24 protein-coding genes and 2 tRNA genes are annotated in these 25,541 nt (G+C 73.7%); 18 read left to right on the forward strand and 8 right to left on the reverse strand.

The window, feature by feature from the left end; genetic code table 11:
• The 12 genes from IF19_RS01000000135155 to IF19_RS0131840 all read left to right on the forward strand — a co-directional run.
• A partial coding sequence (locus IF19_RS01000000135155) for an LPXTG cell wall anchor domain-containing protein (RefSeq protein ID WP_032788683.1) occupies positions 1-191 on the forward strand: 191 nt, incomplete at its 5' end.
• Between the two features lie 201 nt (positions 192-392).
• The gene (locus IF19_RS0131790; protein ID WP_030113165.1) at positions 393-1,163 is read left to right on the forward strand and encodes a GntR family transcriptional regulator; all 771 of its coding nucleotides are present in this window, start codon (positions 393-395) and stop codon (positions 1,161-1,163) included.
• 217 nt (positions 1,164-1,380) lie between these two features.
• Positions 1,381-2,505: a TIGR03364 family FAD-dependent oxidoreductase gene (locus tag IF19_RS0131795; protein WP_030113164.1), complete on the forward strand. Its 1,125-nt coding sequence runs from the start codon at positions 1,381-1,383 to the stop codon at positions 2,503-2,505.
• Positions 2,506-2,510: 5 nt separating this feature from the next.
• On the forward strand, positions 2,511-3,224 hold the full coding sequence (locus IF19_RS0131800) for a phosphonatase-like hydrolase (RefSeq protein WP_030113163.1): 714 nt from the start codon (positions 2,511-2,513) through the stop codon (positions 3,222-3,224).
• Positions 3,221-4,384 (forward strand): ABC transporter ATP-binding protein, encoded by a 1,164-nt coding sequence (locus IF19_RS0131805; protein WP_234313239.1) that lies wholly within the window; start codon positions 3,221-3,223, stop codon positions 4,382-4,384. The genes IF19_RS0131800 and IF19_RS0131805 overlap by 4 nt, the downstream gene beginning before the upstream one ends.
• On the forward strand, positions 4,381-5,274 hold the full coding sequence (locus tag IF19_RS0131810; protein WP_030120206.1) for a 2-aminoethylphosphonate ABC transporter permease subunit: 894 nt from the start codon (positions 4,381-4,383) through the stop codon (positions 5,272-5,274). Before IF19_RS0131805 ends, IF19_RS0131810 begins: the two co-directional genes overlap by 4 nt.
• Positions 5,261-6,058, forward strand: coding sequence for an ABC transporter permease (locus tag IF19_RS0131815; protein ID WP_030193330.1), 798 nt, complete (start codon positions 5,261-5,263; stop codon positions 6,056-6,058). Before IF19_RS0131810 ends, IF19_RS0131815 begins: the two co-directional genes overlap by 14 nt.
• 25 nt (positions 6,059-6,083) lie before the next feature.
• Positions 6,084-7,139 carry a 2-aminoethylphosphonate ABC transporter substrate-binding protein gene (locus IF19_RS0131820; RefSeq protein WP_030113158.1) on the forward strand — a complete coding sequence of 352 codons (1,056 nt, stop codon included), beginning with the start codon at positions 6,084-6,086 and terminating at the stop codon, positions 7,137-7,139.
• A 134-nt stretch (positions 7,140-7,273) separates the two neighbouring features.
• The gene (locus IF19_RS0131825; protein ID WP_030113157.1) at positions 7,274-8,818 is read left to right on the forward strand and encodes an alkaline phosphatase family protein; all 1,545 of its coding nucleotides are present in this window, start codon (positions 7,274-7,276) and stop codon (positions 8,816-8,818) included.
• A gap of 74 nt (positions 8,819-8,892) precedes the next feature.
• Positions 8,893-9,732: an HAD-IIA family hydrolase gene (locus IF19_RS0131830; RefSeq protein ID WP_030113156.1), complete on the forward strand. Its 840-nt coding sequence runs from the start codon at positions 8,893-8,895 to the stop codon at positions 9,730-9,732.
• A 124-nt stretch (positions 9,733-9,856) separates the two neighbouring features.
• A complete protein-coding gene (locus IF19_RS0131835) occupies positions 9,857-10,423 on the forward strand; it encodes a hypothetical protein (RefSeq protein WP_030113155.1) in 567 nt (188 codons plus the stop codon).
• 1 nt (position 10,424) lies between these two features.
• The gene (locus IF19_RS0131840) at positions 10,425-11,171 is read left to right on the forward strand and encodes a class F sortase (RefSeq protein ID WP_030120207.1); all 747 of its coding nucleotides are present in this window, start codon (positions 10,425-10,427) and stop codon (positions 11,169-11,171) included.
• A gap of 524 nt (positions 11,172-11,695) precedes the next feature.
• Here IF19_RS0131840 and IF19_RS0131845 read toward each other — a convergent pair.
• Positions 11,696-11,769, reverse strand: a tRNA-Lys gene (locus tag IF19_RS0131845).
• A gap of 192 nt (positions 11,770-11,961) precedes the next feature.
• Here IF19_RS0131845 and IF19_RS0131850 point away from each other — a divergent pair.
• From IF19_RS0131850 to IF19_RS0131860, 3 genes are all read left to right on the forward strand, one after another.
• Positions 11,962-13,254, forward strand: a complete 1,293-nt coding sequence (locus IF19_RS0131850; protein ID WP_030113153.1) for a peptidoglycan-binding protein — start codon at positions 11,962-11,964, stop codon at positions 13,252-13,254.
• Positions 13,255-14,006: 752 nt separating this feature from the next.
• Positions 14,007-15,812 carry an SPFH domain-containing protein gene (locus IF19_RS0131855; protein WP_418952754.1) on the forward strand — a complete coding sequence of 602 codons (1,806 nt, stop codon included), beginning with the start codon at positions 14,007-14,009 and terminating at the stop codon, positions 15,810-15,812.
• A gap of 233 nt (positions 15,813-16,045) precedes the next feature.
• Positions 16,046-16,636 (forward strand): lytic polysaccharide monooxygenase auxiliary activity family 9 protein, encoded by a 591-nt coding sequence (locus IF19_RS0131860; protein ID WP_030113151.1) that lies wholly within the window; start codon positions 16,046-16,048, stop codon positions 16,634-16,636.
• 159 nt (positions 16,637-16,795) lie between these two features.
• Here IF19_RS0131860 and IF19_RS0131865 read toward each other — a convergent pair.
• The 6 genes from IF19_RS0131865 to ehuB all read right to left on the reverse strand — a co-directional run bounded on the left by IF19_RS0131865 (position 16,796) and on the right by ehuB (position 21,096).
• Positions 16,796-16,869 (reverse strand) — tRNA-Lys (locus IF19_RS0131865).
• 160 nt (positions 16,870-17,029) lie between these two features.
• Positions 17,030-17,788: an IclR family transcriptional regulator gene (locus tag IF19_RS0131870; protein ID WP_030113150.1), complete on the reverse strand. Its 759-nt coding sequence runs from the start codon at positions 17,786-17,788 to the stop codon at positions 17,030-17,032.
• A gap of 167 nt (positions 17,789-17,955) precedes the next feature.
• Positions 17,956-18,813, reverse strand: a complete 858-nt coding sequence (ehuA, locus tag IF19_RS0131875; RefSeq protein ID WP_030113149.1) for an ectoine/hydroxyectoine ABC transporter ATP-binding protein EhuA — start codon at positions 18,811-18,813, stop codon at positions 17,956-17,958.
• On the reverse strand, positions 18,803-19,447 hold the full coding sequence (gene ehuD / locus IF19_RS0131880; RefSeq protein ID WP_030113148.1) for an ectoine/hydroxyectoine ABC transporter permease subunit EhuD: 645 nt from the start codon (positions 19,445-19,447) through the stop codon (positions 18,803-18,805). Before ehuD ends, ehuA begins: the two co-directional genes overlap by 11 nt.
• On the reverse strand, positions 19,444-20,175 hold the full coding sequence (gene ehuC / locus IF19_RS0131885) for an ectoine/hydroxyectoine ABC transporter permease subunit EhuC (RefSeq protein WP_030120211.1): 732 nt from the start codon (positions 20,173-20,175) through the stop codon (positions 19,444-19,446). Before ehuC ends, ehuD begins: the two co-directional genes overlap by 4 nt.
• An 18-nt stretch (positions 20,176-20,193) precedes the next feature.
• Positions 20,194-21,096: an ectoine/hydroxyectoine ABC transporter substrate-binding protein EhuB gene (gene ehuB / locus IF19_RS0131890; protein ID WP_030113145.1), complete on the reverse strand. Its 903-nt coding sequence runs from the start codon at positions 21,094-21,096 to the stop codon at positions 20,194-20,196.
• Positions 21,097-21,320: 224 nt separating this feature from the next.
• Between ehuB and IF19_RS0131895 the strand changes: the two genes are divergently transcribed.
• Entirely contained in the window at positions 21,321-21,794 is a 474-nt protein-coding gene (locus tag IF19_RS0131895) for a hypothetical protein (protein ID WP_030113144.1), read from the forward strand.
• Here IF19_RS0131895 and IF19_RS0131900 read toward each other — a convergent pair.
• Positions 21,784-22,848, reverse strand: coding sequence for a D-2-hydroxyacid dehydrogenase (locus IF19_RS0131900; RefSeq protein ID WP_078581019.1), 1,065 nt, complete (start codon positions 22,846-22,848; stop codon positions 21,784-21,786). The genes IF19_RS0131895 and IF19_RS0131900 overlap by 11 nt on opposite strands.
• Before the next feature lie 449 nt (positions 22,849-23,297).
• Here IF19_RS0131900 and IF19_RS0131905 point away from each other — a divergent pair, with 449 nt between their 5' ends.
• Positions 23,298-24,062 (forward strand): maleate cis-trans isomerase family protein, encoded by a 765-nt coding sequence (locus IF19_RS0131905; RefSeq protein WP_030277878.1) that lies wholly within the window; start codon positions 23,298-23,300, stop codon positions 24,060-24,062.
• Between the two features lie 223 nt (positions 24,063-24,285).
• Entirely contained in the window at positions 24,286-25,428 is a 1,143-nt protein-coding gene (locus IF19_RS0131910) for an LLM class flavin-dependent oxidoreductase (RefSeq protein WP_030113140.1), read from the forward strand.
• Positions 25,429-25,541 lie beyond the last annotated feature (113 nt).

The following is a 25,541-nucleotide window of genomic DNA, read 5'->3' on the forward strand; positions in this document are numbered from 1 at the left end:
ATCCGGCCCTCCCCGCGGACCCCGGCCTCCCGCCCCGCGACGGACCGGGCCGCCCGCTGCCCGAACTCGCCCGGACCGGGCCCGCGTCGGCGGCCTGGACCGGGGCCGCCGCGGGGGCGCTCCTGCTCGGCGGCGCCGGCCTGCTCCGGTACGCCCGCCGCATCCACCGCGCCCACCGAACCGTCGGCTGACCGGGGTCGGACCCCCGACGCGCCGACGGGCGCCCCGGCCTCGGCCCACCTCCCGTACCGCCCCGCCCACCGCCGGGCGCCCCGGCCCGGCGCCCCGCACCGAGCCCCGGCCCACCACCCCGGTCACTCCCACCGCCCCGCACACCTCCCCCCACACAGCCCCGTACCGCCCCGTTCACCCGCGTCTGCCACGATCGGGCCGTGGACTACCCGAACGACCAGGCACCTGGCGCACCGATCCGCTCCGGCATCCCCGAGCACGGCCGCATCCCGAAGTACTACGCGGTCAAGGCCCGCATCGCGGTGCTGCTGGACGAGTTGGGGGAGGGCGGGCTCCTGCCCACCGAGCGGGAGTTGGCCCTCCGGCACGAGGTCTCGCGCGAGACCGTCCGCCAGGCCCTGCGGGAACTCCTCCTCGAAGGGCGGCTGCGCCGGCAGGGGCGCGGCACCGTCGTCGCCGGGCCCAAGCTGGAACAGCCGCTCTCGCTCGCCAGCTACACCGAGGGCGTCCGCCGCCAGGGTCGCCGACCCGGCCGCCACCTCATCGGGCTCGACCGCTTCCCCTGCCCCGAGGCGCTGGCCGCCGAGATCGAGGTCGAGCGGGGCGAACCGGTCTGGCACCTGGAACGCCTCCTCCTCGCGGACGACGAACGCGTCGGCCTGGAGAGCACGTACGTCGGCGTCGCCCGTGCCCCGGACCTGGACACCGCGTTCGACCCGGACTCCTCCTTCTACGCCTACCTCCACGACCGGCTCCGGATCGCGTTCGGCGACGCCGACGAGCGGATCGAGACGGTGCTCGCCACCCCGCGCGAAGCCCTGCTCATCGGCACCCCGCCCGCTCTCCCGATGCTCCTGATCCACCGCCTCTCCCGAGACGCGGACGGCCGCCCGCTGGAGCGCGTGCGAACCCTGTTCCGGGGCGACCGCTTCTCCTTCTCCACCCGTCTGCGGGGCGCCGAACGGCGCTGAGCGGGCCCCTCCGGCACGGCGAAAGCGCCACCGCACGAGCCCGTTCGGGCACAGCCGCGCCACCGCACCAGCCTCTTCGGTCACGGCGAACACGCCACCGCACGAGCCCTTTTGGTAACGGAAACATAACGGGTCTGGTCCAAACTTGCGAGGTCGTTCACCGTCCCGTCGAGGGCCGGACGGGTGCGGGACATCCGCCGCGAGGAGCGTGACCGGCGTGAGAGTCATCGTCGTAGGAGCCGGCGTGGTGGGAACCATGCACGCCTGGCACGCAGTCAGCCGCGGCCACGAGGTCGTACAGATCGAGCGCGAGAGCGAGGCGCGCGGGGCATCGCTCCGCAACTTCGGGCAGATATGGGTCAGCGGCCGGGCCGGTGGTGAGGAGCTGGAAACCGCCCTGCGCGCACGTGAGCTGTGGGAGGGCATCGGGGAGCGGGTGCCCGGTCTCGGCTTCCGGCCGTGCGGGTCGCTGACCCCGCTGCGCACCGCGTACGAGGTCGCCGTCGCCGAGGCGGCCGTCGCCCGGCCCGACGCGGCGGCGCGCGGCTACAAGCTGCTCACCGCCGACGAGGCGCGGGCGGTCAACCCGGCCCTGCGCGGCGCGTTCACCGCCGCCCTGTGGTGCGAGCGGGACGCGGCGGTCGAGCCCCGCACCGCCCAACTCGCGCTCAAGGAGCACCTGCTGGCCTCCGGGCGGTACACCTTCCTCGGCGGCCGTGAGGTGCGCGAGGTCGTCGGGACCGCCTCGGTGCGCGACGACCACGGCGACGTCCACACCGGCGACGCCGTGATCCTCGCGACCGGCGCGTGGCTCGGCGGGCTGGTCCGCGAACTCACCGGGCCCGAACTCCCCGTCCGCCGCGTCCGCCTCCAGATGATGCAGACCGACCCGCTCGGCGAACCCCTCACCACCTCGGTCGCCGACGCCGACAGCTTCCGCTACTACCCCGCCTACCGGAGCGAGGCGCTCGACGCCCTCAACGCCGGACAGCCGCAGGACCCCGTCGCCGCCGAGCACCGCATGCAACTCCTCATGGTCCAGCGGCGGGACGGCGGGTTGACCATCGGGGACACCCACGCGTACGAGCACCCCTTCGCCTTCGACACCGTCGAGGAGCCCTACGAGCACCTCACCCGGGTCGTCGAAGCCTTCCTCGGCCGCCCGCTGCCGAGAATCCGCCACCGCTGGGCGGGCGTCTACGCCCAGTGCACCGACACCTCGCGCGTCGTCCACCGGCAGCAGGTGCGCGACGGGGTCTGGCTCGTCACCGGGCCCGGTGGGCGCGGCATGACCTGCTCGCCCGCCATCGCCGAAACGACCGCAGACCGACTGGGCTGGTGAACCACATGACTTCCACGACACCCGCGACCGCACACCCCTTCGGCCTCGTCGTCCTCGACATGGCCGGCACCACCGTCGCCGACGGCGGCCTTGTCGAGCAGGCGTTCTCGGCCGCCGCCCGACGCCTCGGCGTCCAGCCCGGGTCCGACGAGCACGCCCGCCAACTCGCCTATGTGCGAGCCACCATGGGCGAGTCGAAGATCTCCGTCTTCCGGCACCTGTTCGGCGACGAGGACCGGGCCCAGCAGGCCAACACCGCCTTCGAGGGGGCGTACGGGGAACTCGTCGACGGCGGCCGCATCGCCCCGCTCCCCGGCGCCCGCGAGACCGTCGAACGGCTCACCGCCGAGGGCCGCACCGTCGTCCTGACCACCGGCTTCGCCCGCCCCACCCAGGACGCCATCCTCACCGCACTCGGCTGGCAGGACCTCGTCCCGCTCACCCTCTGCCCCGCCGACGCCGGCGGCCGGGGGCGCCCCTACCCGGACATGGTGCTGGCGGCCTTCCTGCGTACCGCCGCCGTGGACGACGTCCGGCGGATCGCGGTGGCCGGCGACACCTCGTACGACATGCTCAGCGGCGTACGCTCCGGCGCCGGGATCGTCGCCGGGGTCCTCACCGGCGCGCACGACGAGGAGCAGCTGACCCGGCACGGCGCGACCCACGTCCTCCGCTCCGTCGCCGACCTGCCCGACCTCATCGCGCGGGCCGAGGCATGAGCCGCGCGACCAGGGCCACGCCCACCCCCGCCCCGGCCACACCCGTCCCGACCGCCCCGGCCCCCGGCCGGTCCGCCCCGACCGCCCCCGCCCCCAGCGGCATCCGCTTCGACGGGGTCACGGTCTCCTACGGGGGGAACGTCGTCCTCGACCGGCTCGACCTCACCGTCGAGCCCGGCGAGGTGATGGCCCTCCTCGGACCGTCCGGTTCGGGCAAGACCACCGCCCTGCGCGCCGTCGCCGGATTCGTCCGGCCCGCCTCCGGGCGGGTCTTCCTCGGCGGCCGGGACGTCACCGCCCTGCCCCCGCACCGGCGCGGCATCGGCATGGTCGTCCAGAGCTACGCCCTCTTCCCGCACCTCAAGGTCAAGGACAACGTGGCGTTCGGGCTCAAGGCCCACCGCACCCCGAAGGCCGAGATCCCCGGCCGGGTCGCCGAAGCCCTGGAACTCGTCGGCATGGCCACGTACGCGGAACGCCATCCGCGCGAGCTCTCCGGCGGCCAGCAGCAGCGCGTCGCCATCGCGCGGGCGCTGGCCATCCGCCCCGGCGTCCTGCTCCTGGACGAACCGCTCTCCGCCCTCGACGCCCGCCTCCGCTCCGGAATGCTCGCCGAACTGGCGCGACTGCACCGCGAGTTGCCCGACGTCTCGATCCTGTACGTCACCCACGACCAGGTGGAGGCGCTGACCCTGGCCGACCGGATCGCCGTCATGGACCGGGCCCGGCTCCAGGACTGCGGCACCCCGCGGGAGCTGTACCGGCGACCCCGTACGGAGTTCACCGCCTCGTTCGTCGGCAACGCCAACCTGCTCCCGGTCACCGTCACCGGCGACGGGTCCGTCGGACTCGGCGACCGCCCCCTCACCGTGCCCACCGGCACCGCCGCCCCGGGCGCCACCGCCACCCTCTGCGTCCGGCCGCACCTGGTCGGCCTGGGCGCCGGGCCCAACGCGCTCACCGGCACCGTCACCGAGGTCCAGTGGCGCGGCTCCACCCACCGCCTGCACGCCGACGTCGACGGCCACCCCGTCATGGCCGACCTCCGCGAACTGCGCGAACCCCCGGCCCTCGGCACACCCGTCACCCTCCACTTCGCCCCCGAGGACGCGGTGCTGCTCCCCGCGGGGGCGGCCGGCACGGCGGGAGTCGGCCCGTGACCGCCACCACCGGCACCGCCCGCACGGGCGCCGCCGTCACCGCGACCGCCGCCGCCCCCGCCCGGTCCCGCACCGTCCCCGCCTGGGTCTGGGCGCTGCCGCCCGTCGCCGTGCTGGCGCTCGCGTTCCTCTACCCGCTCACCCTCGTCGTCCAGCAGTCCTTCACCCCCGACGAGGGCGGCCTCTCCCTCGACCCGTACGCCGAGGTCTTCGCCTCCGCGTCCTTCCGCGACGCGCTCACCACCACCGTGTGGCTGGCCCTCGGCTCGACGGCCGGCTGCCTCGTCCTCGGGTTCGTCCTCGCGCTGGTCATCGCCTTCGTGCCGTTCCCCGGCGGGAAGGCGGTCGCCCGCTTCGTCGACGTGTTCCTCTCCTTCCCGTCCTTCCTCATCACCCTCGCGCTGCTGTTCATCTATGGTTCCGTCGGGATGGCCAACGGGCTCTGGACCGGCGCCACCGGGGCTGCCGACGGGCCCTTCCACTTCCTGACCACGCCGTGGGGCGTCCTGCTCGCCGAGATCACCTACTTCACCCCGTTCGTGATGCGCCCCCTGCTCGCCGCGTTCTCCCAACTCGACACCGGCCAGCTGGAAGTGGCATCCTCCCTCGGCGCCGGGCCCGTCCGGATCATCCGGCGGGTGATCCTCCCCGAGGCGCTGCCGGCCCTCGCCGCCGGCGGCAGCCTCGTCCTGGTGATGTGCCTCAACGAGTTCGGGATCGTCCTGTTCACCGGGGCGAAGGGCGTCACGACGCTGCCGATGCTCGTCTACAGCAAGGCGATCCTGGAGTCGGACTACGCCGCCGCCTGCGTCGTCGCCGTCGTCAACATCGCGATCTCCGTGGGCCTCTACAGCCTCTACCGGGTGGTGAGCCGCCGTGCTGGTGCATAGCCGGGCGGGGAAGTGGGCCACCTGGGCCGTCTTCCTCCTCCTCTTCGTCCCGCTCTTCGCGGTGCCGCTGCTCGTCATCCTCGCCGCGTCCCTCGCCACCCACTGGTCCGGAGCCTTCCCCTCCGGACCCACCGTCGAGCGCTACGCCGCCGCGACCAGCGGAGACTCGCTCCAGGCGCTGACCACCAGCCTGGTCACGGCCGTCACCGCGAGCGTGCTGGCCCTCACCCTCGGCGGCTGGGCCGCATTGGCCGCCGCCTCCCTTCGCACCCGCGGCAAACGGTTCCTGGACGCCCTGTTCATCCTGCCGGTCGCCGTCCCCTCGGTGGTCGTCGGCCTCGCGGTCCTGGTGGCCTACAGCAAGCCGCCCGTCCTGCTCAACGGGACGCGGTGGATCGTCATCCTCGCCCACACCGTCCTGGTCACCGCGTTCGCCTACCAGTCGGTCGCCGCCGCCGTACGCCGCCTCGACCCGATGTACGAACAGGCCGCCGCGGGGCTCGGCGCGAGCCCCGCCCGCGTCCTGTGGCGGGTGAGACTGCCGCTGCTGCTGCCCTCGCTCACCTCGGCCGCCGGGCTCTGCTTCGCCCTGTCCATGGGGGAGTTGAGCGCCACGATGATGCTCTACCCGCCGGACTGGACCCCGCTGCCCGTGCAGATCTTCGCCGCCACCGACCGGGGCTCGCTCTTCACCGGCGCCGCCCTCGCCGTGGTCCTGATGACGACGACGCTGCTCGTCCTGGCCGCCGTCTCCCGCATCCGGACCCGTGCCTCCTACCGCTGATCCCCACCACCTCCCGGAGAAACCCATGCGCATCCCCGCCCGCACCCTCGCCCTGCCCCTGGCCGCCTGCGCCGCCCTCACCCTCACCGCCTGCGGCGGCTCCTCCGCCGCCTCGGACGCGAAGTCCGTCACCGTCTACAGCGCCGACGGCCTCAAAGGCGAGAACGGCGACGGCTGGTACGACAAGGTGTTCAAGGACTTCGAGAAGAAGACCGGCATCACCGTGAAGTACGTCGAGGGCGGCTCCGGCGAGATGGTGCAGCGCGCCGCCCGCGAGAAGTCCAACACCCAGGCCGACGTCCTCGTCACCCTCCCGCCCTTCATCCAGCAGGCCGACAAGAAGGGGCTGCTGACCGCGTACGAGCCCGAGGGCTCCGACCAGGTCGACGGCGCCGACCGCGCGGCCGACGGCACGTGGACCTCCGTCGTCAACAACTACTTCGGCTTCATCCACAACACCAAGGAGCTGAAGACCCCGCCCCGCACCTGGGAGGAGCTGCTCGCCCCCGCGTACAAGGAGAAGATCCAGTACTCCACCCCCGGCGTCGCGGGCGACGGCACCGCCGTCCTCATCAAGGCCATGCACGACTTCGGCGGAAAGGAGCCCGCCATGGCCTACCTGAAGAAGCTCCAGGCCAACAACGTCGGCCCGTCCGCCTCCACCGGCAAGCTCGCCCCCAAGGTCGACAAGGGCGAACTCCTCGTCGCCAACGGCGACGTCCAGATGAACTTCGCCCAGTCCAAGGACATGCCCCACCTCGGCATCTGGTTCCCCGCCAAGGGCGACGGAAAGCCCACCAGCTTCGCCCTCCCGTACGCCGCCGGACTCGTCGCGAAGGCCCCGCACAGCGAGAACGGCAAGAAGCTCCTCGACTTCATGCTCTCCGAGCAGGCCCAGCGCGACGTCAGCGCGGTCGGCGGGGGCTTCGCCGCCCGCAAGGACGTCAAGGCCACCGACGCCAACGCCGTCGAACTCGCCGGACTCATGGAGGGCGTGGAGATCTTCGAGCCCGACTGGTCCGACATCGGCGCCAACCTGGACGCGTACATCGACGCCTGGAAGTCGGCCACCGGAAGCTGACCGGCCACCTCTCGGCCACGGATCCCTGCCAAGGTCTGGACCCGGCCCGGATATCTCGCGAAGGTAACGGGTCTGGTCCAGCAGCACGTTCACGTCCGGCCCCGATCGACCTGCCCCCCTCCATGGAGGAACACGTGCCCCGGTCCCTGTCCCGACGCTCCGTCCTCGCCACCACCGCCGCTGCCGCCACGGCCGCCGCCGTCTCCCCGCTCGCCACCGCCTCCCCGGCCCTCGCCGCCGCGCCGACCCTCCCGAACGGCACCAGCAAGGACAAGGTGCTCGTCGTCGGCATGGACGGGCTCCGCCACGACGTCATCGCCGCCGCCAACGCCCCGCACCTGAAGGCGATGATGGCGAACGGGACGTACGGCACCTCGCTGCTGTACGCCGATCCGATGGCCGCCACCTCCTCCGGGCCCGGCTGGTCGACGATCTCCACCGGCGTCTGGCCCGACAAGCACGGCGTCAAGGAGAACTCCTTCGCCGGGAAGAACTACGCGAAGTACCCCGGCTTCCTCGCCCGCCTCGCCCAGGTCCGCCCCCAGCTCTCCACCTACGCCGCCGTCGACTGGAAGCCGCTGGACGCCCAGGGGACCGTCACCCCGGGCGCCGACGCCACACTCGTCCTCGACGGCGACCGCGACGGCTACACCGCACACGACGCCACCATCGCCGCCGAGACCGAGTCGATCCTCCGGAACCAGAACCCGGACGTGCTCTTCGTCTACTTCGGCCAGACCGACATCGCCGGCCACAACTCCGGCGCGGCCAGCGCCGCCTACCGCCAGGCGATCGACGTCCAGGACGGCCACCTCGGCCGCCTCCTCGCCGCCATCAAGGCCCGCCCCACCTACGCCGGCGAGCGGTGGACCGTCATCGTCACCACCGACCACGGCCACACCGACGCGGGCGGCCACGGCGGCAGCGCCATCGAGGAACGCCGTACCTTCGTCCTCGCCCAGGGACCCGGCATCGCACCCGGCGCCCGCCCCGCCGACACCCGGCTCGTGGACGTCGCCGCCACCGTCTTCCACCAGCTCGGCATCGTCCCCGACCCCTCCTGGGGCCTCGACGGCAAGCCGATCCAGGAGCGCTCCACCGACCCGTTCGAGACCCTGTACCCGGCGCTCGCCGGCCGCGCCGACGAGACCGGCATCCCGGCCGGGGTCCTCGGCTGGACCCGCACCGCGCCCAGCGGCTGGTCCGTCGTGAACTCGGCGATGGGCACCGGGGGCGTCGCCGAGTGGCGCGGCTGGTCCTTCGCCACCGACGAGTTCTGGAGCCGCAGCCAGCGCGACCAGTCCCGCGAGCTGAACGTCCGCTCGCGGGGCGTCTTCGCCGTCGCCGACTCCGACGAGTGGGCCGACAAGACGTTCTCCGGACCGTTCGACTCCACCCTCGTCACCCCGGCGTACGCGGTCGCGGGCAAGGCCGCCGTGACCCTCGGCTTCACCACCCACTACCGCCAGGAGGGCGCCCAGAGCGCCCGCGTCCTCGCCTCCTGGAACGGCGGAACACCCGTCGAGGTCAAGCGGTACACCGCCGACGTGATCGCCCAGCCCCAGGCCATCACCCTGGCCGTCCCCTCCGGCGCCGCCAACGTGAGCTTCCGTTTCCACTACACCGGCAGCAACAACTGGTACTGGGTGATCGACGGGGTCAAGATCACCACGGCCTAATTATGCTGGGGGTGCCGGGACGGCGTGGTCCGGGCACCCCCAGCACGCAGTGCGTACGGCAGGAGTCCCGACACATGGCAGAGCGCAAGCCCATCACATCCTGGCTCACCGACATGGACGGCGTCCTCATCCACGAGGGCACCCCCATCCCCGGCGCCGATGCCTTCATCAAGCGGCTGCGGGATTCCGGGCTGCCCTTCCTCGTCCTCACCAACAACTCCATCTACACCGCGCGCGACCTGCACGCCCGGCTCCGGCGCATGGGCCTGGACGTGCCGGTGGAGAACATCTGGACCTCCGCGCTCGCCACCGCCCAGTTCCTGGACGACCAGCGCCCCGGCGGCACCGCGTACGTCATCGGCGAGGCCGGCCTCACCACCGCCCTGCACGACATCGGGTACGTCCTCACCGACCACGACCCCGACTACGTCGTGCTCGGAGAGACCCGGACCTACAGCTTCGAGGCGCTGACCAAGGCGATCCGGCTGATCAACGGCGGCGCCCGCTTCATCTGCACCAACCCCGACGAGACCGGCCCGTCCGCCGAGGGGCCGCTGCCCGCCACCGGTTCGGTCGCCGCGCTCATCACCAAGGCCACCGGCAAGGACCCGTACTTCGCGGGCAAGCCCAACCCGCTGATGATGCGGACCGGGCTCAACGCCATCGGCGCGCACTCCGAGACCAGCGCCATGATCGGCGACCGGATGGACACGGACGTGCTGGCGGGCCTGGAGGCGGGGATGCAGACCTTCCTGGTGCTCACCGGGCTCACCACCGTCGCCGACGTCGACCGCTACCCGTTCGGCCCGTCGCACGTCGTCGAGTCCATCGCGGACCTGGTCGACCTCATCGACCTCCCCGACCAGGTGGACCAGGGCAAGCAGACGGAGAAGGCCGGCAAGCCGGCCACGTAGGGCGCGTCCGCCCCGCGCAGGCCGCGTCCGCAGCCGCCCGGACGACGCCCCGGCGTCGCCCGAACGGGGGACTGCGGATGCGGCCCGCCGCCGCAGACCCGAACCTTCCCGTAGGAGGTTCACGATGCGTTCCATACCCATCACGTTCTGTGCGGTGGCGGCGGCCGCGCTCATATCCGTCCCCGCCCCGGCGGCCCTGGCGTCGCAGGCCGCACCGGCCGGCGACGACGACCGGCGCACCGGCACCGTCTCGATCACCCCGTCCACCACCGCCCCGGGGGCCGAGGTGGAACTCTGGACCGACGTCTGCGGCAAGGGCCGCCGGGCCAAGGGCAACTCCGACGCCTTCGCCTCGGTCGCCCACTTCCGGCCCGCCGACGAGAGGGGCCTCTTCGCCGAGGCCCGCATCCGGTCCGACGCCGAACCCCGCTCCTACGACGTCTGGGTGACGTGCGAGGACAGCGGCAGCCGGGCCACCGGCACCCTCACCGTCGTCCACCACAACCGGCCCTCGCCCGCCGCACCCGTCAAGGCGGGCGGCGGAGGCGCCGCCACCCTCGCCGACCGGTCCGCCGAAGCCCAGGGCCCCGGCACCCGGCACGCGGTGATCGGCCTGGTGCTCGCCGCCGTCGCGGCCGTCGCCGTCGCCCTGCGCACCTCGCGCCGCCGCCGCGACCCGGCCGGCAGCTGAGATGAGCGCCCCGGACAGCCCGGCAGGCAACGGGCGACTGCTCACCGGAGTGACCTGGGCCGTGCTGCTGCTCGGCCTGTGGCTCTGGGGCAAGGAGTCCGGCGGTGGGTTCGGCGGACTGTCGGGCCCCACCACCGGCGACGTGGCCGCGGTCGGCCGCCCCTTCTCCGCCGCACTGCCCCCGGCGCACGACCCGCTCGACGGGTCGCCCCCCGAGCGCGTCGAGGTCCCCTCCGTGGGGATCGCGGCCCCCGTCATGGCGCGCGGCCTCGACGGGGACGGGGCCATCGACCCGCCCCCGTTCGGCATGCCGAGGACGGCCGGCTGGTACGGCGACGGCACCCGGCCCGGCGCGGAGGGCACGGCCCTGTTCGTCGGCCACGTCGACACCGAGACCGAGCCCGCCGTCTTCTACGAGCTCAGCGCGGTGAAGCCGGGGGCCCGGATCGAGGTCACCCGGGCCGACGGAAGCGTCGCGGAGTTCACCGTGGACGACGTCCAGCTCGTCACCCGGGAGCGGTTCGACGCGCGGAAGGCGTACGGGCCCCGTCAGGAAGGCCGGGCCGAGCTGCGGCTGATCACCTGCGGCGGGACGTACGACCGGGAGACCCGCTCGTACACGGCGAACGTGGTCGTCTCCGCCTACCTCACCGGCGCGAAGGACGCGCGGGGCGGCGGCGACAGTGACCGGGGCAGTGGGGACGGCGGTGAGCAGGCGCAGGCCGCGGTGCTTGCCGGCCGCACCTGACCGCCGCTCCTCCGCGCTCCGTACGGGCGCCGCGCGTCGCATCCGGCCCGGCCGGCCGCCTCCCTGGGGGCGTGCCCGCCGGGCCGGTCCTCGACCGCGTGCGCCCGGCTGCGGGAGTGGCCCGGCGCGGTACGGGAGGCGAAGGGGGTGCGGGAGCCCCGGCCCTCGCCACTGTAGGGGCGCGGCCGGGCGGCCGACCCGCTTTTCCGCGTCCTGTCCGGAACCGGCGCCCCGGTCCGGTCGGCGTACGGGGGCGGAGCGCGGCCCTCCGGGTGCCGCGCCGGGACACGAGGCCCGACGGGCACAGCGGTGCGGCCGGTGGGGAACGGTGCGGGCAGTGGACCCGAAGGGGAGCGCACGGACAGCAGTCGCACCGGCGGCGCGCGGAGGAGCCGCGTGCGCGACGGCGTACGCGGTCGCCTCCGGCGGGTGGCCGCGCGTACAGGGGCGCGGAGTGTCGCCGGATGGCGGGCGGGGAATGATCAAAGCCCCCTCACAGAACGTGAGGGGGCTTCGACCGTGCGTGCGCCGTCAGGGACTCGAACCCCGGACCCGCTGATTAAGAGTCAGCTGCTCTAACCAACTGAGCTAACGGCGCCTGCTGACCTGGAGAACTCTACCGGACCTTCAGGGGTGCTCCGAACCATTTACCGGCCGCCACGCCCCGTCGGATAGTCGTTTTTTTCCGTTGTTCCGTCAAAATACGATATGTCCGATGAGTTGAGATGCCGGTGGCCGGTGCGACCGCGCCCAAAGATCTTGACGACATGACAGTGCGGAGGGGAATCGCATGACTGTGCCGGTCTTCGAGGAGTACGAACCCGCCATCGACTGCCCGTGCGCGGGGTGCGCCCTGCGGCGGCGCACCGCCGTGAGGCCCCTGCCGGTACGCCGCGGCGGCCACCCCGCGGCGCACGGCGCGCGACGCGCCCTGGTGCTGGCCACGGCCGCGGGGGTGGTGCTGTCCTGCGGGGCCGCGGGGGCGGCGGCCGCCGCCGGCCACGCCCACCGGGCCCCGCGCGCCGATGGAGGAGCCGACCCGGAACCGGCCACGCCGCAGGGGGAGAGGGGGCCGCTCGGGGGCACCGGCGCCTCGGGCCCCCCGTCCGCCGGGTCCACCGTGCGCACGACGACCCGCGCCGAGATCCTCGCCCGGGCCCAGCGGTGGGTGACCGCGAAGGTCCCGTACAGCATGGAGAAGTACTGGTCGGACGGGTACCGCCAGGACTGCTCCGGCTTCGTGTCGATGGCCTGGAACCTCGGGAACAACGAGTGGACGGGCAGCCTCGCCGGCTACGCCACCCGGATCGCCCGCTCCGATCTGCAGCCGGGCGACATCCTGCTCTTCCACAACCCCGCCGACCCCTCCAAGGGCTCGCACGTCACGATCTTCGGCGGCTGGAGCGACTCCGCGCGCACCCACTACCTCGCCTACGAGCAGGCGCGCCCGCAGACGCGGAAGCAGTCGACCCCCATGGCGTACTGGAACAACTCCAGCCGCTACGTGGCCTACCGCTACAAGGGCGTCGCGGGAGGCTCGCCCGGCTCCGGGTCCTCCACCGGCTTCCCGGGGGCGGGGCGGTTCGGGCCGGGCGCCGACAACGCCCACGTCACCCGGCTCGGGGAGATGCTGGTCCAGCGGGGCGGCAGGCGGTTCTACACGACGGGCCCCGGGCCGGTGTGGAGCGCGGCGGACCAGCGGGCGACCCAGGCGTTCCAGCGGGCGCAGGGCTGGCAGGGCAAGGAGGCGGACGGCCTTCCGGGCCCGCACACCTGGCGGCTGCTGACGACCGGCGGCGGACGGGACATTCCGGCCACCGGAGCGGGCGGAAGCCCGAATACGGCCGCGACCTTCCCCGGGCGCGGCTATTTCAAGCCGGGTCAGTACAACGGCCATGTCGAGCGGCTCGGTCGGCAGTTGGTGAAGAAGGGATACGGCAAGCACTACGTGTCGGGCCCCGACCCGCGCTGGACCGAGGCGGACCGCCGCAACGTCGAGGCGTTCCAGCGGGCCCAGGGCTGGCGCGGCGGTGCGGCCGACGGATATCCGGGGCCGGAGACCTGGCGCCGGCTCTTCGCGTGACGGAAGCGACGGAAGCGACGGAAAGGAATCGGGTACCGGTGACCCCCAACGACGACCAGTCCCCCCGCACCAGCTCCACCCCCGCCCCCCACCCCCTGGACGACCGGCTTCCGCCGTCGCTCTTCGCCCCGCCGGGCCGGGGGAGCCCGCCGCCCCTGTTCGGCGGCGACCCCGTGCTGCGGGAGGGCGGCCCGGTACGGTCCGGTGGCGACCCCGTGCTGCGGGACGGCGGCCTCGTAGGGTCCGGTGGCGACCCCGTGTCGCGAAGCGGTGGCCCCGCTCGGTCCGGTGGCGATCTCTCCTCGCAGCCCGGGGCCGACCTCGCGCCTCCGACGAGCGGCGCGAGGGGGCCGAGGGGCGGGCTGCTTCCGCCGCCCTTGTTCCGGCCGGTGGAGCCGGCACCCGCCCCGGAGCGGGACGAAGGCCCGATCGCGCCTTCCGGCGCGGGAGCGGCGCAGGCCGGGGGCACCGCCTGTCCCTCCGCTCAGGCCGGCGGAGCGGCCTCGCTCTCCGCTCAGGCCGGGGAGACGGCTTCGCCCTCCGGGCAGACCGAGGGGACGGCCTCTCCCTCCCCGCAGGCTGGGGACACGGCTTCCCCCTCCCCGCAGGCCGACCGGAAGGCCTCGGCTTCCCCTGCGGCGGGGCGCGAGGCCCCGGTCGCCTCTCCGCCCGGGGGCGCGGCCTCACCCGTACCGTCCGGGGGCGCTGCCTCGTCCGTACCGCCCAGGGGCGCCGGTCCGCAGTCGCCGGGCGTGAGTCTGCACCTCGGGCCGGTGCCGGACCCGGATGTGCCCGCTCCGGGCCGCTCCGCCGACCGGCAGGCCCCGAAGCCCGCCGCCGAGGGCCCGTCCGCCGACCGCACCGCCCCGGCGCGCCCCGCGCCGCTGGACGGCAACCTCTACTTCAAGCCCGTCCGGCGTGCGCGGACCGAACCCTCGGGGGAGTGGACCCCGCACCCGTCGTACGGGGCCGAGCCGGGCGGCGCGAAGCCGGACGCCGGAACGGTCCGGGGCGGGGGGTCCGGGGCGGGGAGTGCGGACACCGGAACGGCGAAGGGCGCGCAGCCCGGGGCGGGGAAGCCGGAGGCCGGGCCGGCCAACGGCTCCGGGGCGTCCGCCCACGGCGGGCCCGAGGCCGGGCGCGCACCCCGGACCGCCCCGGCCCGGGGGCCCGTGGACGACGCGGGACCCGACACCGAGCTGGACCTCGTCCTGGACCTGGCCGCCGGTGACCGGGCCGCCTCCGCCACGTTCTCCGTACCCTCCCCGTCGGCCGAGCCCGCCGCCTCCCCGACGACCGGGGCGGCGGCCACCGTGACCACGGGGGCGACCACCGCCACCACCGTGACCGGTTCCCCGGCGAACGCCTCCGCGACGGCGGCCGTGTCCTCGGTGACGTCCTCCATGGCGACCGCGACCACCACCACCCCGTACCCCGCCCGGCGGCACTCCGTCATCGGCAACGAGACCACCGCCTCCATCCCCGTCCACCTGCTCTTCCGGGACGACCGGGAGCCCGCCGAGGCGACGGCGCTCCCCGCCGGGGTGCTCCGGCGGCCCGTCGAGGACCGCGCGCCCGCCACCCGGCGCCCGCCGGTGCCGCGTTCGCCGCAGACCCGGGTGCGGCCGTCGACCCGGCCCGCCCCGGACGCCGACCCCCGGCTCACCGAGCGGCCCGGCCCCGCGCTCCCCGGCTCCGCCGCCCTCCTCGCCGGCGCCGCCGCGATCGCCGGCGGGCTGGCCGTCCTGTGGTGGCGGGGCGTCCTGCCCGCCGCCTGGCAGACGGCCGCCGGGCTCACGCCCCGGCCCGACCTCGGCATCGGGGCCGGCGCCTGGGCCCTGCTCGCCGCCCTCACCACCGTGACGCTCCTCGCGCTCGGCGGCCTGGGCCGGGGCCGGGTCGGGTACGCCTGGGTGCTGACGCTCTTCGGCGACTACCGGGGCAGCGTCCGGCGCACCGGTCTCGTCTGGGTCTCGCCCCTGCTGCTGCGCCGCCGCGTCGACGTACGGCTGCGGCACTGGCGCAGCGAACCGCTGCCCGCCGTGGACGCGACCGGCACCGCGCTGCGCGTCGTCGTCCTCGTGGTGTGGCGGATCAAGGACACGGTCCGGGCCGCCCTCGGCATCGAGGACCACGAGGCGTACCTGAGCGCCCAGGTCGAGGCCGCGCTGGCCCGGGTCCTCTCCCAGCTGCCCGCCGACGCGTTCCACGAGGACGCCCCCAGCCTGCGCGACGCCGAGGCGGTCGGCGACGCGCTGACCCGGCTGCTGAAGGCGGACTGCGAGCCGGTGGGCGTGGAGGTGTACTCGGCGCAGCCGACCGGCATCGAGTACGCCCCCGAGGTCGCGGCCGCGATGCAGCGGCGGCGGATCGCCGCGATCGACTCCAAGCACCGGGACAGCGTGCTGACTTCGGTGGTGGACGCGGTGGACGACACGGTCAACCGGCTGACCACGCGGGGCATCGTCGAGCTGGACGACTATGAACGCAAGGCGCTCGTCAAGGACTTGACCGTCGCCTTCTACACCGGCCGCAGCGGGGCCGGGGACGGGGCCTGAGGGGCCGAGGAGATTCGAGAGGTGCTCGGGGACCCCCGGGGCCGGTCCGGTGACCGCCCCGGGGGTCCTTGCGGAATATGACGCTCATTGGTCTGGACATGTTCATGCGCCGTCAATAATCTAGGACTTGGTCTAGACCGCAGTACCTCGCATGCACAGCACCACGTACCAAGCGCGCAGCAGTCGAGCAATGCTCATGGAACCTCCCCCACGTTCTAGAGGAGCGACAGCCCATGCGGAAAAAGGCAAGCGCGGCAGTGATCGGTCTGGCGATAGCGGGCGTCTCGGTGCTCGCGACCACCAGTGCCAGCAGCCACGGATACACGGACTCCCCGATCAGCCGCCAGAAGCTCTGTGCCAACGGCACGGTGACCGGTTGCGGCAACATCCAGTGGGAGCCGCAGAGCGTCGAGGGGCTCAAGGGCTTCCCGGCGGCAGGGCCGGCGGACGGCAAGATCTGCTCCGGCGGCAACGGACAGTTCGCCCAGCTCGACGACCCGCGCGGCGGCAACTGGCCGGCCACCCAGGTCACCGGCGGACAGGGCTACAGCTTCCGCTGGCAGTTCACCGCCCGCCACTCCACCAGCGACTTCCGCTACTACATCACCAAGGACGGCTGGGACTCCACCAAGCCGCTCACCCGGGCCGCGCTCGAATCGCAGCCCTTCATGACCGTGCCCTACGGCAACAAGCAGCCGCCGGCCACCCTGACCCACCAGGGCACGATCCCCACGCAGAAGACCGGCAAGCACATCATCCTCGCCGTCTGGAACGTCGCGGACACCGCCAACGCGTTCTACGCCTGCTCCGACGTCAAGTTCTGATCACTGATCCTGACGCTCCTCCGGCCGTCGCGCGACGGCCACGAGTGACCGCCGGCCCGCCCTGAGGCCCGGCCCCACCGCGCCTCTCATCGCCGGACGGTCCAGGGGAAAAGCACTGTGGGGCGGTCTCCGCGAAGGAGACCGCCCCACAGTCTGTCGTGCGCCGTCAGGGACTCGAACCCCGGACCCGCTGATTAAGAGTCAGCTGCTCTAACCAACTGAGCTAACGGCGCCTGCTGACTCGAAAATAATACCTGGTCCTCGGGGGTGCTGATGACACCCGCCTCCGAGGCCCCCTCCGCGACGCCCTCCCGCCCCCGTCCGGCCGGCTCCCGTGCCCCTTCGGTCCGGATCGCGGGCGGTTCCCGGCCCCTGCGGGCGCCGGGCCCGCCGCTACAGCGCGAGCGCCAGCAGGACCGGGGCCGCCCGGCGGCTCAGGGTCTCGGCGGCCGAGCGCAGCCGGTGGGCCTCCTGGATCGGCAGCGAGAGCGCCAGGCAGCCCGCCGAGGAACCGGCCGTCAGCGGCACGGCCGCGCAGACGGTGCCCACCGCGTACTCCTGGAGGTCCAGCACCGGGACCGTGGCCGCCTGGGCGTCGAGCTGGGAGAAGAGGATCTTCTCGTCGGTGATCGTCCGGGAGGTGAGCCGGGCCGGCCGGTGCCGCGAGACGTGGTCCCGCCGTGCGTCGTGGTCGAGCTGGGCCAGCAGGCACTTCCCGGCCGCGCTGGCGTGTGCGGCGGAGCGGAAGTCCACCCACTCGTTGACGGCGGGCGTGAGCGGGCCGTCCGCCACCTGGACCACGCTGACCTCTCCGTCGGTGTAGCGGCTGAGGTAGACCGCCGCGCCGACGGCGTCGCGCAGTTCGGCCAGCGTGTTCTGGAGGCGGCCCTCCAGGGCCTGGCGGCGGGCGGCCCCGGAGCCGAGCATCAGGAGCGAGGCCCCGACGACGTACGCGCCGCCGCCGACCTCCTCCACATAGCCCTCGCGCCGCAGGGTGAGGAGCAGCGGGGCGAGGTGTCCGGCCGGCAGCCCGGTCTCGCGGGCGATCCGGGCGCCGGACACCCCGTCGCCGTACTTGGAGACCGTCTCCAGCACGCGCAGCGCGTACTGCACCGAGTGGAACGGCGCGGTCGGCTCGGGCCTCAACGCCACGGTGTCCCCCTGCCAGGTTGTGACCGCAAGCTTTCGCCCCACGATAGCCCCCGGAACCCGCCCGTGGGGCGGCAGTCGGTGAGCCGGTGGATGCGCCCCGGAGCCGCTAGCTGGGGCGCACCCGTATGGCATATGCCAGAGTCATGGGCGATGGGTCAACGGCGAGGTCACAGCACCGCGTTGAGGAATTCGCGCGTACGTTCGTGGGACGGATCCGTGAATATTTTCTCCGGCGATCCCGACTCCACGATCCGTCCCGCGTCGAACATCAGGACCTTCTCCGAGACGTCCCGGGCGAAGCTCATCTCGTGGGTCACGCAGAGCATGGTGATGTCGGTGTCGCGGGCGATGTCGCAGAGCAGCTCCAGCACCCCGGCCACCAGCTCAGGGTCGAGCGCCGAGGTCACCTCGTCGAGCAGCAGGATCTCCGGCTCCATCGCCAGCGCCCGCGCGATCGCCACCCGCTGCTGCTGCCCTCCGGAGAGCTGCGAGGGGTGGGCGTCGATCTTCGCCGAGAGCCCGACCAGGTCCAGCAGCTCCCGCGCCCGGACCTCGGCCTCCTCGCGGCTCCTGCCGAGCACGCTGACCGGCGCCTCGGTGACGTTCTGGATCACCTTCATGTTCGGGAAGAGGTTGAACTGCTGGAAGACCATCCCGATCTTCTTCCGGGACTCCCGCAACTGCTTCTCGCCCGCCGGCTTGAGCGAGCCGTCCGGGGCCCGTACGTGGGACAGCGGGGAGCCGTCGACCCAGATCACGCCGCCGCTGACCTTCTCCAGCGTCATCAGCAGCCGCAGGATCGTGGTCTTGCCCGAGCCGCTGGGCCCGATCAGGGTGACGTGCTCGCCGCGGTCCACGGTGAAGTCCAGCTCGTCCAGGACCACGTGGTCGCCGTAGCGCTTGACCACCTTGTCGAACCGCACCAGCGGCTCGCCGGTACGGGCCGGGGCCGGGGCGGCGTCCTCGGGAGCGGCGGCCGGCCCCGGCGAGTCCGTCTTCTGCAGGGGGAGGGGTTCAGTGGCCAAGGCGCTTCTCCAGCTTTCTCATCAACAGCGACGTGGGGTAGCTCGCGACCAGGAAGATCAGGCCGGCGAGGGTGAACACCTCGGTGTACGCGAAGTGGTCGGCCCCGTACTTCCGGGCCTCGAAGACCATCTCCTGCACCGTGATCACGGCCAGGAACGGCGTCTCCTTGAACATCGAGATCGCGTAGTTCCCGAGTGCGGGCAGCACGTTGCGCACCGCCTGCGGCAGGATCACCGCCTGCCAGGTCCGCCGGGGCGACAGCGACAGCGCGCGGCACGCCTCCCACTGGCCCTTCGGCACGCCGTCGATCCCGGCCCGGTAGACCTCGGAGGTGTACGCGGCGTAGTGGACGCCCAGCACCGCGATGCCGATGTACAACGGCTCCACCGTGTTGAACAGCGCGGCCGCGCCGACCAGTTGCACCAGCAGCGGGGTGGAGCGGACGAACTCCGTGACGACCCGCACGGGGACGGTCACGAACCGGGTGGGGGCGCGCCCGGCCATCGCGACGACCAGCCCCAGCACGGCCGCCACCAGGGTGCCGAGCGCCGTGGCGAGCAGGGTGACCCGGAGGAACCCTCCCAGCAGGACGGGCAGCGAATCCAGGGCGACGTCCCAGTCGAAGCCGTTCACGGCGTACCTCCCACGGCGGTCGTGGACGCGCTGCGGCTCTTGAACAGGCTCTTCGCGCCCGTGTCCAGGCCGAGCCGCCGCTTGGCGCCGCGCTCCAGCAGGTTCATCAGCATCGTCAGGGCGTACGCCAGCACGAAGTAGGCGGCCAGCAGGGTCAGATAGGCGGTGAGTGTCTCACCGGTGCGGTCGCGCAGCTGCTGGACCACCGTCATCAGGTCGGCGGCCGAGATCAGCCACAGCAGCGGGGTCGCCTTCAGGAGCTGGATCAGCAGGTTGGTGAAGCTCGGGATCATCTGCACCCACGCCTGCGGCAGGATCACCTTCCACAACCGCCTGGTGGGGCTGAGGTTGAGCGCGACGGCCGCCTCGTACTGCCCGCGCGGCACGGAGTTGATCGCCCCGCGCACCACTTCGGCGCCGTACGCACCGAAGTTGAGGCCGAACGCGACCACCCCGCAGACGACCGGGGTCAGTTCGTACCCGGTCACCAGCGGCATCGCGTAGTAGAGCCAGAACAACTGGATGTAGAGGGACGTGCCCCGGAAGAACTCCACGACCACCCGGGAGACCCCCCGGGCCAGGAGCAGCCTGCTGCCCGCCGCCAGTCCGAGCGCGAAGGCCAGCGCCCCGGCCAGCAGCGCGCCGAGGACGGTGGCCTGGACCGTCACCCACAGGCCCGACCGGACTCGGGGGAACTCCTCGACGAGGAGGGAGAAGAAGTCACTCATGCGTGCCCGCCCGCCCGGTCAGCCCGCGCACAGGTCCGCGGTCCTGAGGTCCTGCGGCGGGATCTCCGACTCCCCGAAGCCGTACGGCTCCAGCAACTGCACATAGCGGGAGCGGTCGGAGACGATCTTCTTCAGCTCGCGGTTGAAGGAGTCCCGCAGGTCCTCGTTGCCCTTGCGGAACACCGCGCCGCCGGGCGAGAACTGCTCCTTGCCGTCGACCTGCGGCACGAACGGCTCGGTGACCTCGGTGTCCGGGTTGGTCTTGGCCAGCCAGCGCAGCGAGATGCCGGTGAGCAGGAAGGCGTCGATCCGACCGCCCTTGACGGCGTCGGCCCCGTCCTGGGGCTTCTGCAGCGTCTTGATCCGGTCCTCGGATATGCCCGCGCCCTTGGCGTAACCTCCCTCGACCGCACCGGACATGACGCCGATGGTGATGCCCGCCTTCTTCGCGGACGCCAGGTCGGTGACCTTCTTCGGGTTGCCCTTCCGCACCATCAGGGCGGTCGGCGAGATGAACTCCGGCTCGGAGAAGATCGCGTTGCCGCAGCGCTCGGGGGTGATGGCCATGCCCGCGCTGACCACGTCGTACTTGCCCGCCTGGAGCCCGGGGATCAGCCCGTCCCACTCGGAGAGCGTCGGCTTCAGCTCGTCCACGCCGAGGGCCTTGAAGATCTCCCGGTGCAGGGTCGGGGCCTCGCCCTTGAGCTCCTTGCCCTCCAGGTAGCCGTACGGGGCCTCGTTGGCGTACGCCACCCGGACGAAGCCCTGCTTGCGGAGCTTGTCGAGGGCGCCCTCGCCCGTCGCGGAGCCGGAGTCGGTCTTGCTGCACGCGGTGAGGAGGCCGGGAACGACGAGGAGGCCGCCCACGGCCGCCGTTCCGTTGAGGAAACCCCGGCGGGACAGGTTCGGGAATTCAGCCATGGTTCGCAATCTCCTGGAGGTCGAACAGTCCGGACAGGGTGAGCGCCTGCCCGATCCCGTACGTCTATGCAGGAACCCGGGGGCATGTAACCCAACGGTGGCCGGAAGGTGACCTTCCCGTGCCCGGAGCGGGGCTGAGGGCGACCGGAGGTGTGCGGGGCGTGTTCCCCCGTCCCGTACGGTTCATGACTCCCCGTCGGCCACTTCTGTGATCAGCTGGCGCCATGGTTGCGATATGGACAAGCGTCGTGGCGGTCGGCGGCACCCTCCTGGGGGCCGTGGTCACCCATCTCTTCCAGCGCCTCGCGGCCGCGCGCACCGAGCGGTTCGCGCGGTCGGAGGCGCTGCGGCAGGAACGCACGGCCACCTACAGCGCGTTCGCCTCGGCGGCGGAGGAGTACCGGCACGGCCAGGCGGGCCGCTGGTACCGCATGGTGCGGGGCGAGGACGACCGGGTGGAGGTGTTCGTCGAGGCGCGCGACGAGGCCCACCGGCTGCGGACGGTCGCCCGGCAGGCGCTCTACCGGGTCAAACTCCTCACCGACGACCCGGAGGTGGTCCGCGCCGCCGAGCAGGCGTACGAGCGCACCCGGGACGTCTCGACCGCCGGCGACCAGGAGACGCACGACGCGCTGTACGCCGAAGCGCGGGAGGCGATCGAGGCGTTCGTCACTCGCGCCGCCCCGCTCACCCGCTGACCGGCGGGGGCGGAACGTCGGACGGCCGGTCACGGTCGGCGTCGGGCACGGGCCGGGCGGGAGGAGGGGGCGCGATCGCCGGGCGGCGTCCGGTCTCCCCGGAGAGGTCCGGGGAGGGGACGTAACCGCGCTCCTTGTCCACCGGGTCCGGCAACGGCTCGCCCCGCTCCCACCGTTCGTACAGCGCGACGAACCGCTCGCTCAGCCGGTCCCGCCACCCCGCCCTGTCCCCGCTCGGCCGCGGCACGACCAGCAGCCCCGGTACGTCCCACAACGGGTCGTCCGCCACTGGGGGTTCGTCCTCGAACACGTCCAGCGCCGCGCCCGCGAACCAGCGGCGCTCCAGCGCGTCCACGAGATCGGCCCGCACCACGCAGGCCGCGCGCCCCACGTTGACGAAGCACGCCGAGGGCTGGAGCAGCCCGAAGAAGCGGCGGTCGAACATCCCGCGCGTCCGATTGGTCAGCGGCACCGCCGCGATCACCCAGTCCGCCCGCGCCGCCAGCGGGTCCAGGTCGGCCGCCCCGTGGATGGTGCGCCGGGCGGTGCGCCCTACCAGGGCCACCGTCACCCCCAGCCCGTGCAGCAGCCGGGTGATCTCCCGGCCGACCGGCCCCGCGCCGACCACCACCGCCCGCGTCCCGGCCACCCGGCGTCCCTCGCGGGGACGGCTGCGCCGCTGCCGCTGGAGCTCCAGGGTCCCGGGGAGGTCCTGGGCGAGGGCGAGCACCAGCCCCGCCACGTGCTCCGCGACCGGCCGCTCGAAGACGCCCCGCGCGGTGGTCAGGACGGTGTCGGACGCGACCAGCTCCGGGCAGAGGATCCGGTCCACGTCCGCGCCCGCCGTGTGCACCCAGCGCGGCCGTCGCCCCGGCCCCGGCCAGGCCGCGCGCACCGCGTCCGAGGCCACGTCCCACACGAGCAGCGCGTCGGCGGCGGGAAGCAGCCCGGCGAGGGACCCGGAGTCGGCGTACCGCACGTCCGCCCGGCCGGTGAGCCGGCCGAGCCGGGGCGAGGGAGCGGCGTCGAGGACGAGCAGCACGGGATCCGGCATCGGCGATCGGCCCTCCGCGGCAGAACGGACGTGACGAACGGGACGTGACGAACGGGGCGAGGCGAAGCGGGCGAGGCGAACGAGCGTGACGAGCGGGCGAGGTGAACGACCGTGGCCGGCGGACATGACGAGCGGACATGACGAGCGGGCGAGGCGAAACGGGTGTGGCGAGCGGGCGTGCCCTCTGCACCACGCTTCCAGCAGGTCACCCCCGCGTCAACGAGGCCCGGCCGCCCGCGCCCGGGGTATGGGCGGCCCGGGGAACGCCCGCGTGCGGCGGGTCCGGCCGCGCGCCCCGGCGGGCCGCCGGGGGAATACTGGGAACAAGTCGGGGCAAGAGTGACCGGTCGCGCGGTCAGGGGCCGCCGGACCGGCCGGAGGCCCGCCGCGACCCCGTCAGGGGGCCGCCCGCCGCGCGGCGCGCCGCCGACGTACAGGAAAGGGTGGACATGACGACCGTAGGACTTCTCTACCCGGGCCACGCCGCCGAGGACGACTTCCCGCGGACCGAGATCCTGCTCGACACCGACATCCGGCTGCCCCTGTTCTCCACCGAGACCGGCGAGGGCGCCTACCGCGCCGACGCGCTGCGCGAGCAGGGGGCGGCCGCCCGGATCGCCGAAGGCGTCGAGGAGCTGCGGCTCGCCGGGGCCGAGGCGCTGGTGTGGGCCTCCAGCGGCGGCAGCTTCGGGCTGGGGTGGGACGGCGCCCACGAGCAGATCGCCGCGCTCGCCCGCACGGCCGGCCTGCCCGCCTCCAGCACCTCCTTCGGCTTCGTCCACGCCGTGCGCGAGGTGGGGGCCGCCCGGGTCGCCGTCGCCGCGCCCTATCCGGAGGACGTCACCGGGCTCTTCGCCCAGTTCCTGGAAGCGGGGGGCGTGGAGGTGGTGGCGGCCGCTTCCGGCGGGGCCGCCACGGCCGCCGAGGCCGCGACCTGGGGCCCGGACGAGGTGAAGCGGCTGGTGCGGGAGGCGGACGACCCGGACGCCGAGGTGGTGCTGGTCCCGGACACCGCCCTGCACACCACTGCGTACATCCCGGAGCTGGAGGAGCTGATCGGCAAGCCGGTCCTCACGGCCAACCAGGTCACGGTCTGGGAGGGCCTGCGCCTCACCGACCGCCGCACCTGGGCCCCCACGCTCGGCACCCTGTTCGCCACGCGCGAGCCGGTGCTGCGCCAGCTGGAGCCGAAGGGCATCGAGGTGCGGGAGTAGACGGGCGCCGCAGTGCGGGAGCAGGTAGACACCGAAGTAAGGGAGCAGCCGCCGTCGGTGTACGGGAGCGGTCGTCCGGAAGCGAAGGGCGGCCGTCGCGGGGCGCTGCCGCAGGCCCCGGCCGTCCAGCGGCTCCCCGGCGCCGGGAATAAAACGGAGCCGCCCTCCTGTTGTACCGCTCCGATACGCAGACGTACGCCAGCAGCACCGGGAGAGCCGACACGTGGACGACATCCGAGGCGACCAGACCAGCGGCGGGACGGGCGGGAGCCCGGCCGACCCCGACGGGATCCGGGGCACCGCGGCCGGCACGGCCGCCGTCCCGCTCTCCGTCCTGGACCTGGTCACCGTGGGGCAGGGCCGCACCGCGAGCCAGGCCCTGCGCACCAGCGTGGAGATCGCGAAGCTGACCGAGAGCCGCGGCTTCCACCGCTTCTGGGTGGCCGAGCACCACTCCATGCCCGGGGTCGCCTCGTCCTCCCCGGCCGTGATCCTCGCGCACATCGCCGCCCACACCGAGCGCATCCGGCTCGGCTCCGGCGGCGTGATGCTGCCCAACCACGCGCCCCTGGTGATCGCCGAGCAGTTCGGCACGCTGGAGGCGATGGCCCCGGGCCGGATCGACCTCGGCCTCGGCCGCGCCCCCGGTACGGACGGGGCGACGGCGGCGGCGCTGCGCCGGAGCGACCGGCTCAACGAGGGGGCGGACGACTTCCCGCAGCAGCTCATGGAGCTGATCCGCTTCCTGGACGACGAGTTCCCCGACGGCCACCCGTACAGCCGGATCCACGCCGTGCCGGGCCCCGTCCAGGCGACCGCGCCCGGCGGTGTGCAGTCCGCGCACCGGCCGCCGGTCTGGCTGCTGGGGTCCTCCGGCTTCAGCGCCCGGCTGGCCGGTACCCTCGGGCTGCCGTTCGCCTTCGCCCACCACTTCTCGGCGCAGAACACCGTCCCGGCGCTCGACCTGTACCGCGAGTCCTTCCGGCCCTCCGCCGTGCTGGACGCCCCGTACGCCCTCATCGGCGTCTCGGCGCTGGCCGCCGACGACGAGCGCGAGGCCCGGCGCCAGGTGCTGACCGGGGCGCTGTCCATGGTCCGGCTGCGCACCGGCCGGCCGGGGCTGATCCCGAGCCCCGAGGAGGCGGCGGCGTACGACTTCTCCCCGATGGAGCGGGAGTTCGTCGACGGCTGGCTCGCCAACGTCGTCCACGGCACCGCCGACGCGGTCCGGGGCGGCCTGGACGACCTGGCCAAGCGCACCGGGGCCGACGAGCTGATGATCACCGCCAACGCGCACGGCGGGGAGGCGCGGCTGCGCAGCTACGAACTGATCGCGGACGCGTACGGCCTGCCGAACGCCGCGTAGGCCGCCCGACGCGGTGCGCGACCCGGCACCGGGCGCGCCGGCCGCGTACGACGGGACGCCCGGGGCCGCGTACGACGTCGGCCCCGGGCGTCCGGGGCCGGGCGCGGCAGGCC

The sequence above is a fragment of the Streptomyces californicus genome, assembly GCF_000717645.1.
GTDB lineage: Bacteria > Actinomycetota > Actinomycetes > Streptomycetales > Streptomycetaceae > Streptomyces > Streptomyces californicus.

Bases quoted from the DNA above. Each gene is read 5' to 3' on its own strand.
- IF19_RS0131835 (WP_030113155.1), top strand. From the start codon at position 9,857: ATGCGTTCCATACCCATCACGTTCTGTGCGGTGGCGGCGGCCGCGCTC.
- IF19_RS0131800 (WP_030113163.1), top strand. From the start codon at position 2,511: ATGACTTCCACGACACCCGCGACCGCACACCCCTTCGGCCTCGTCGTC.
- IF19_RS0131905 (WP_030277878.1), top strand. From the start codon at position 23,298: ATGACGACCGTAGGACTTCTCTACCCGGGCCACGCCGCCGAGGACGAC.
- ehuB (WP_030113145.1), bottom strand. From the start codon at position 21,096: ATGGCTGAATTCCCGAACCTGTCCCGCCGGGGTTTCCTCAACGGAACG.
- IF19_RS0131895 (WP_030113144.1), top strand. From the start codon at position 21,321: ATGGTTGCGATATGGACAAGCGTCGTGGCGGTCGGCGGCACCCTCCTG.
- IF19_RS0131850 (WP_030113153.1), top strand. From the start codon at position 11,962: ATGACTGTGCCGGTCTTCGAGGAGTACGAACCCGCCATCGACTGCCCG.
- IF19_RS0131900 (WP_078581019.1), bottom strand. From the start codon at position 22,848: ATGCCGGATCCCGTGCTGCTCGTCCTCGACGCCGCTCCCTCGCCCCGG.
- ehuC (WP_030120211.1), bottom strand. From the start codon at position 20,175: ATGAGTGACTTCTTCTCCCTCCTCGTCGAGGAGTTCCCCCGAGTCCGG.
- IF19_RS0131840 (WP_030120207.1), top strand. From the start codon at position 10,425: ATGAGCGCCCCGGACAGCCCGGCAGGCAACGGGCGACTGCTCACCGGA.
- IF19_RS0131830 (WP_030113156.1), top strand. From the start codon at position 8,893: ATGGCAGAGCGCAAGCCCATCACATCCTGGCTCACCGACATGGACGGC.
- IF19_RS0131860 (WP_030113151.1), top strand. From the start codon at position 16,046: ATGCGGAAAAAGGCAAGCGCGGCAGTGATCGGTCTGGCGATAGCGGGC.
- IF19_RS0131820 (WP_030113158.1), top strand. From the start codon at position 6,084: ATGCGCATCCCCGCCCGCACCCTCGCCCTGCCCCTGGCCGCCTGCGCC.
- IF19_RS0131805 (WP_234313239.1), top strand. From the start codon at position 3,221: ATGAGCCGCGCGACCAGGGCCACGCCCACCCCCGCCCCGGCCACACCC.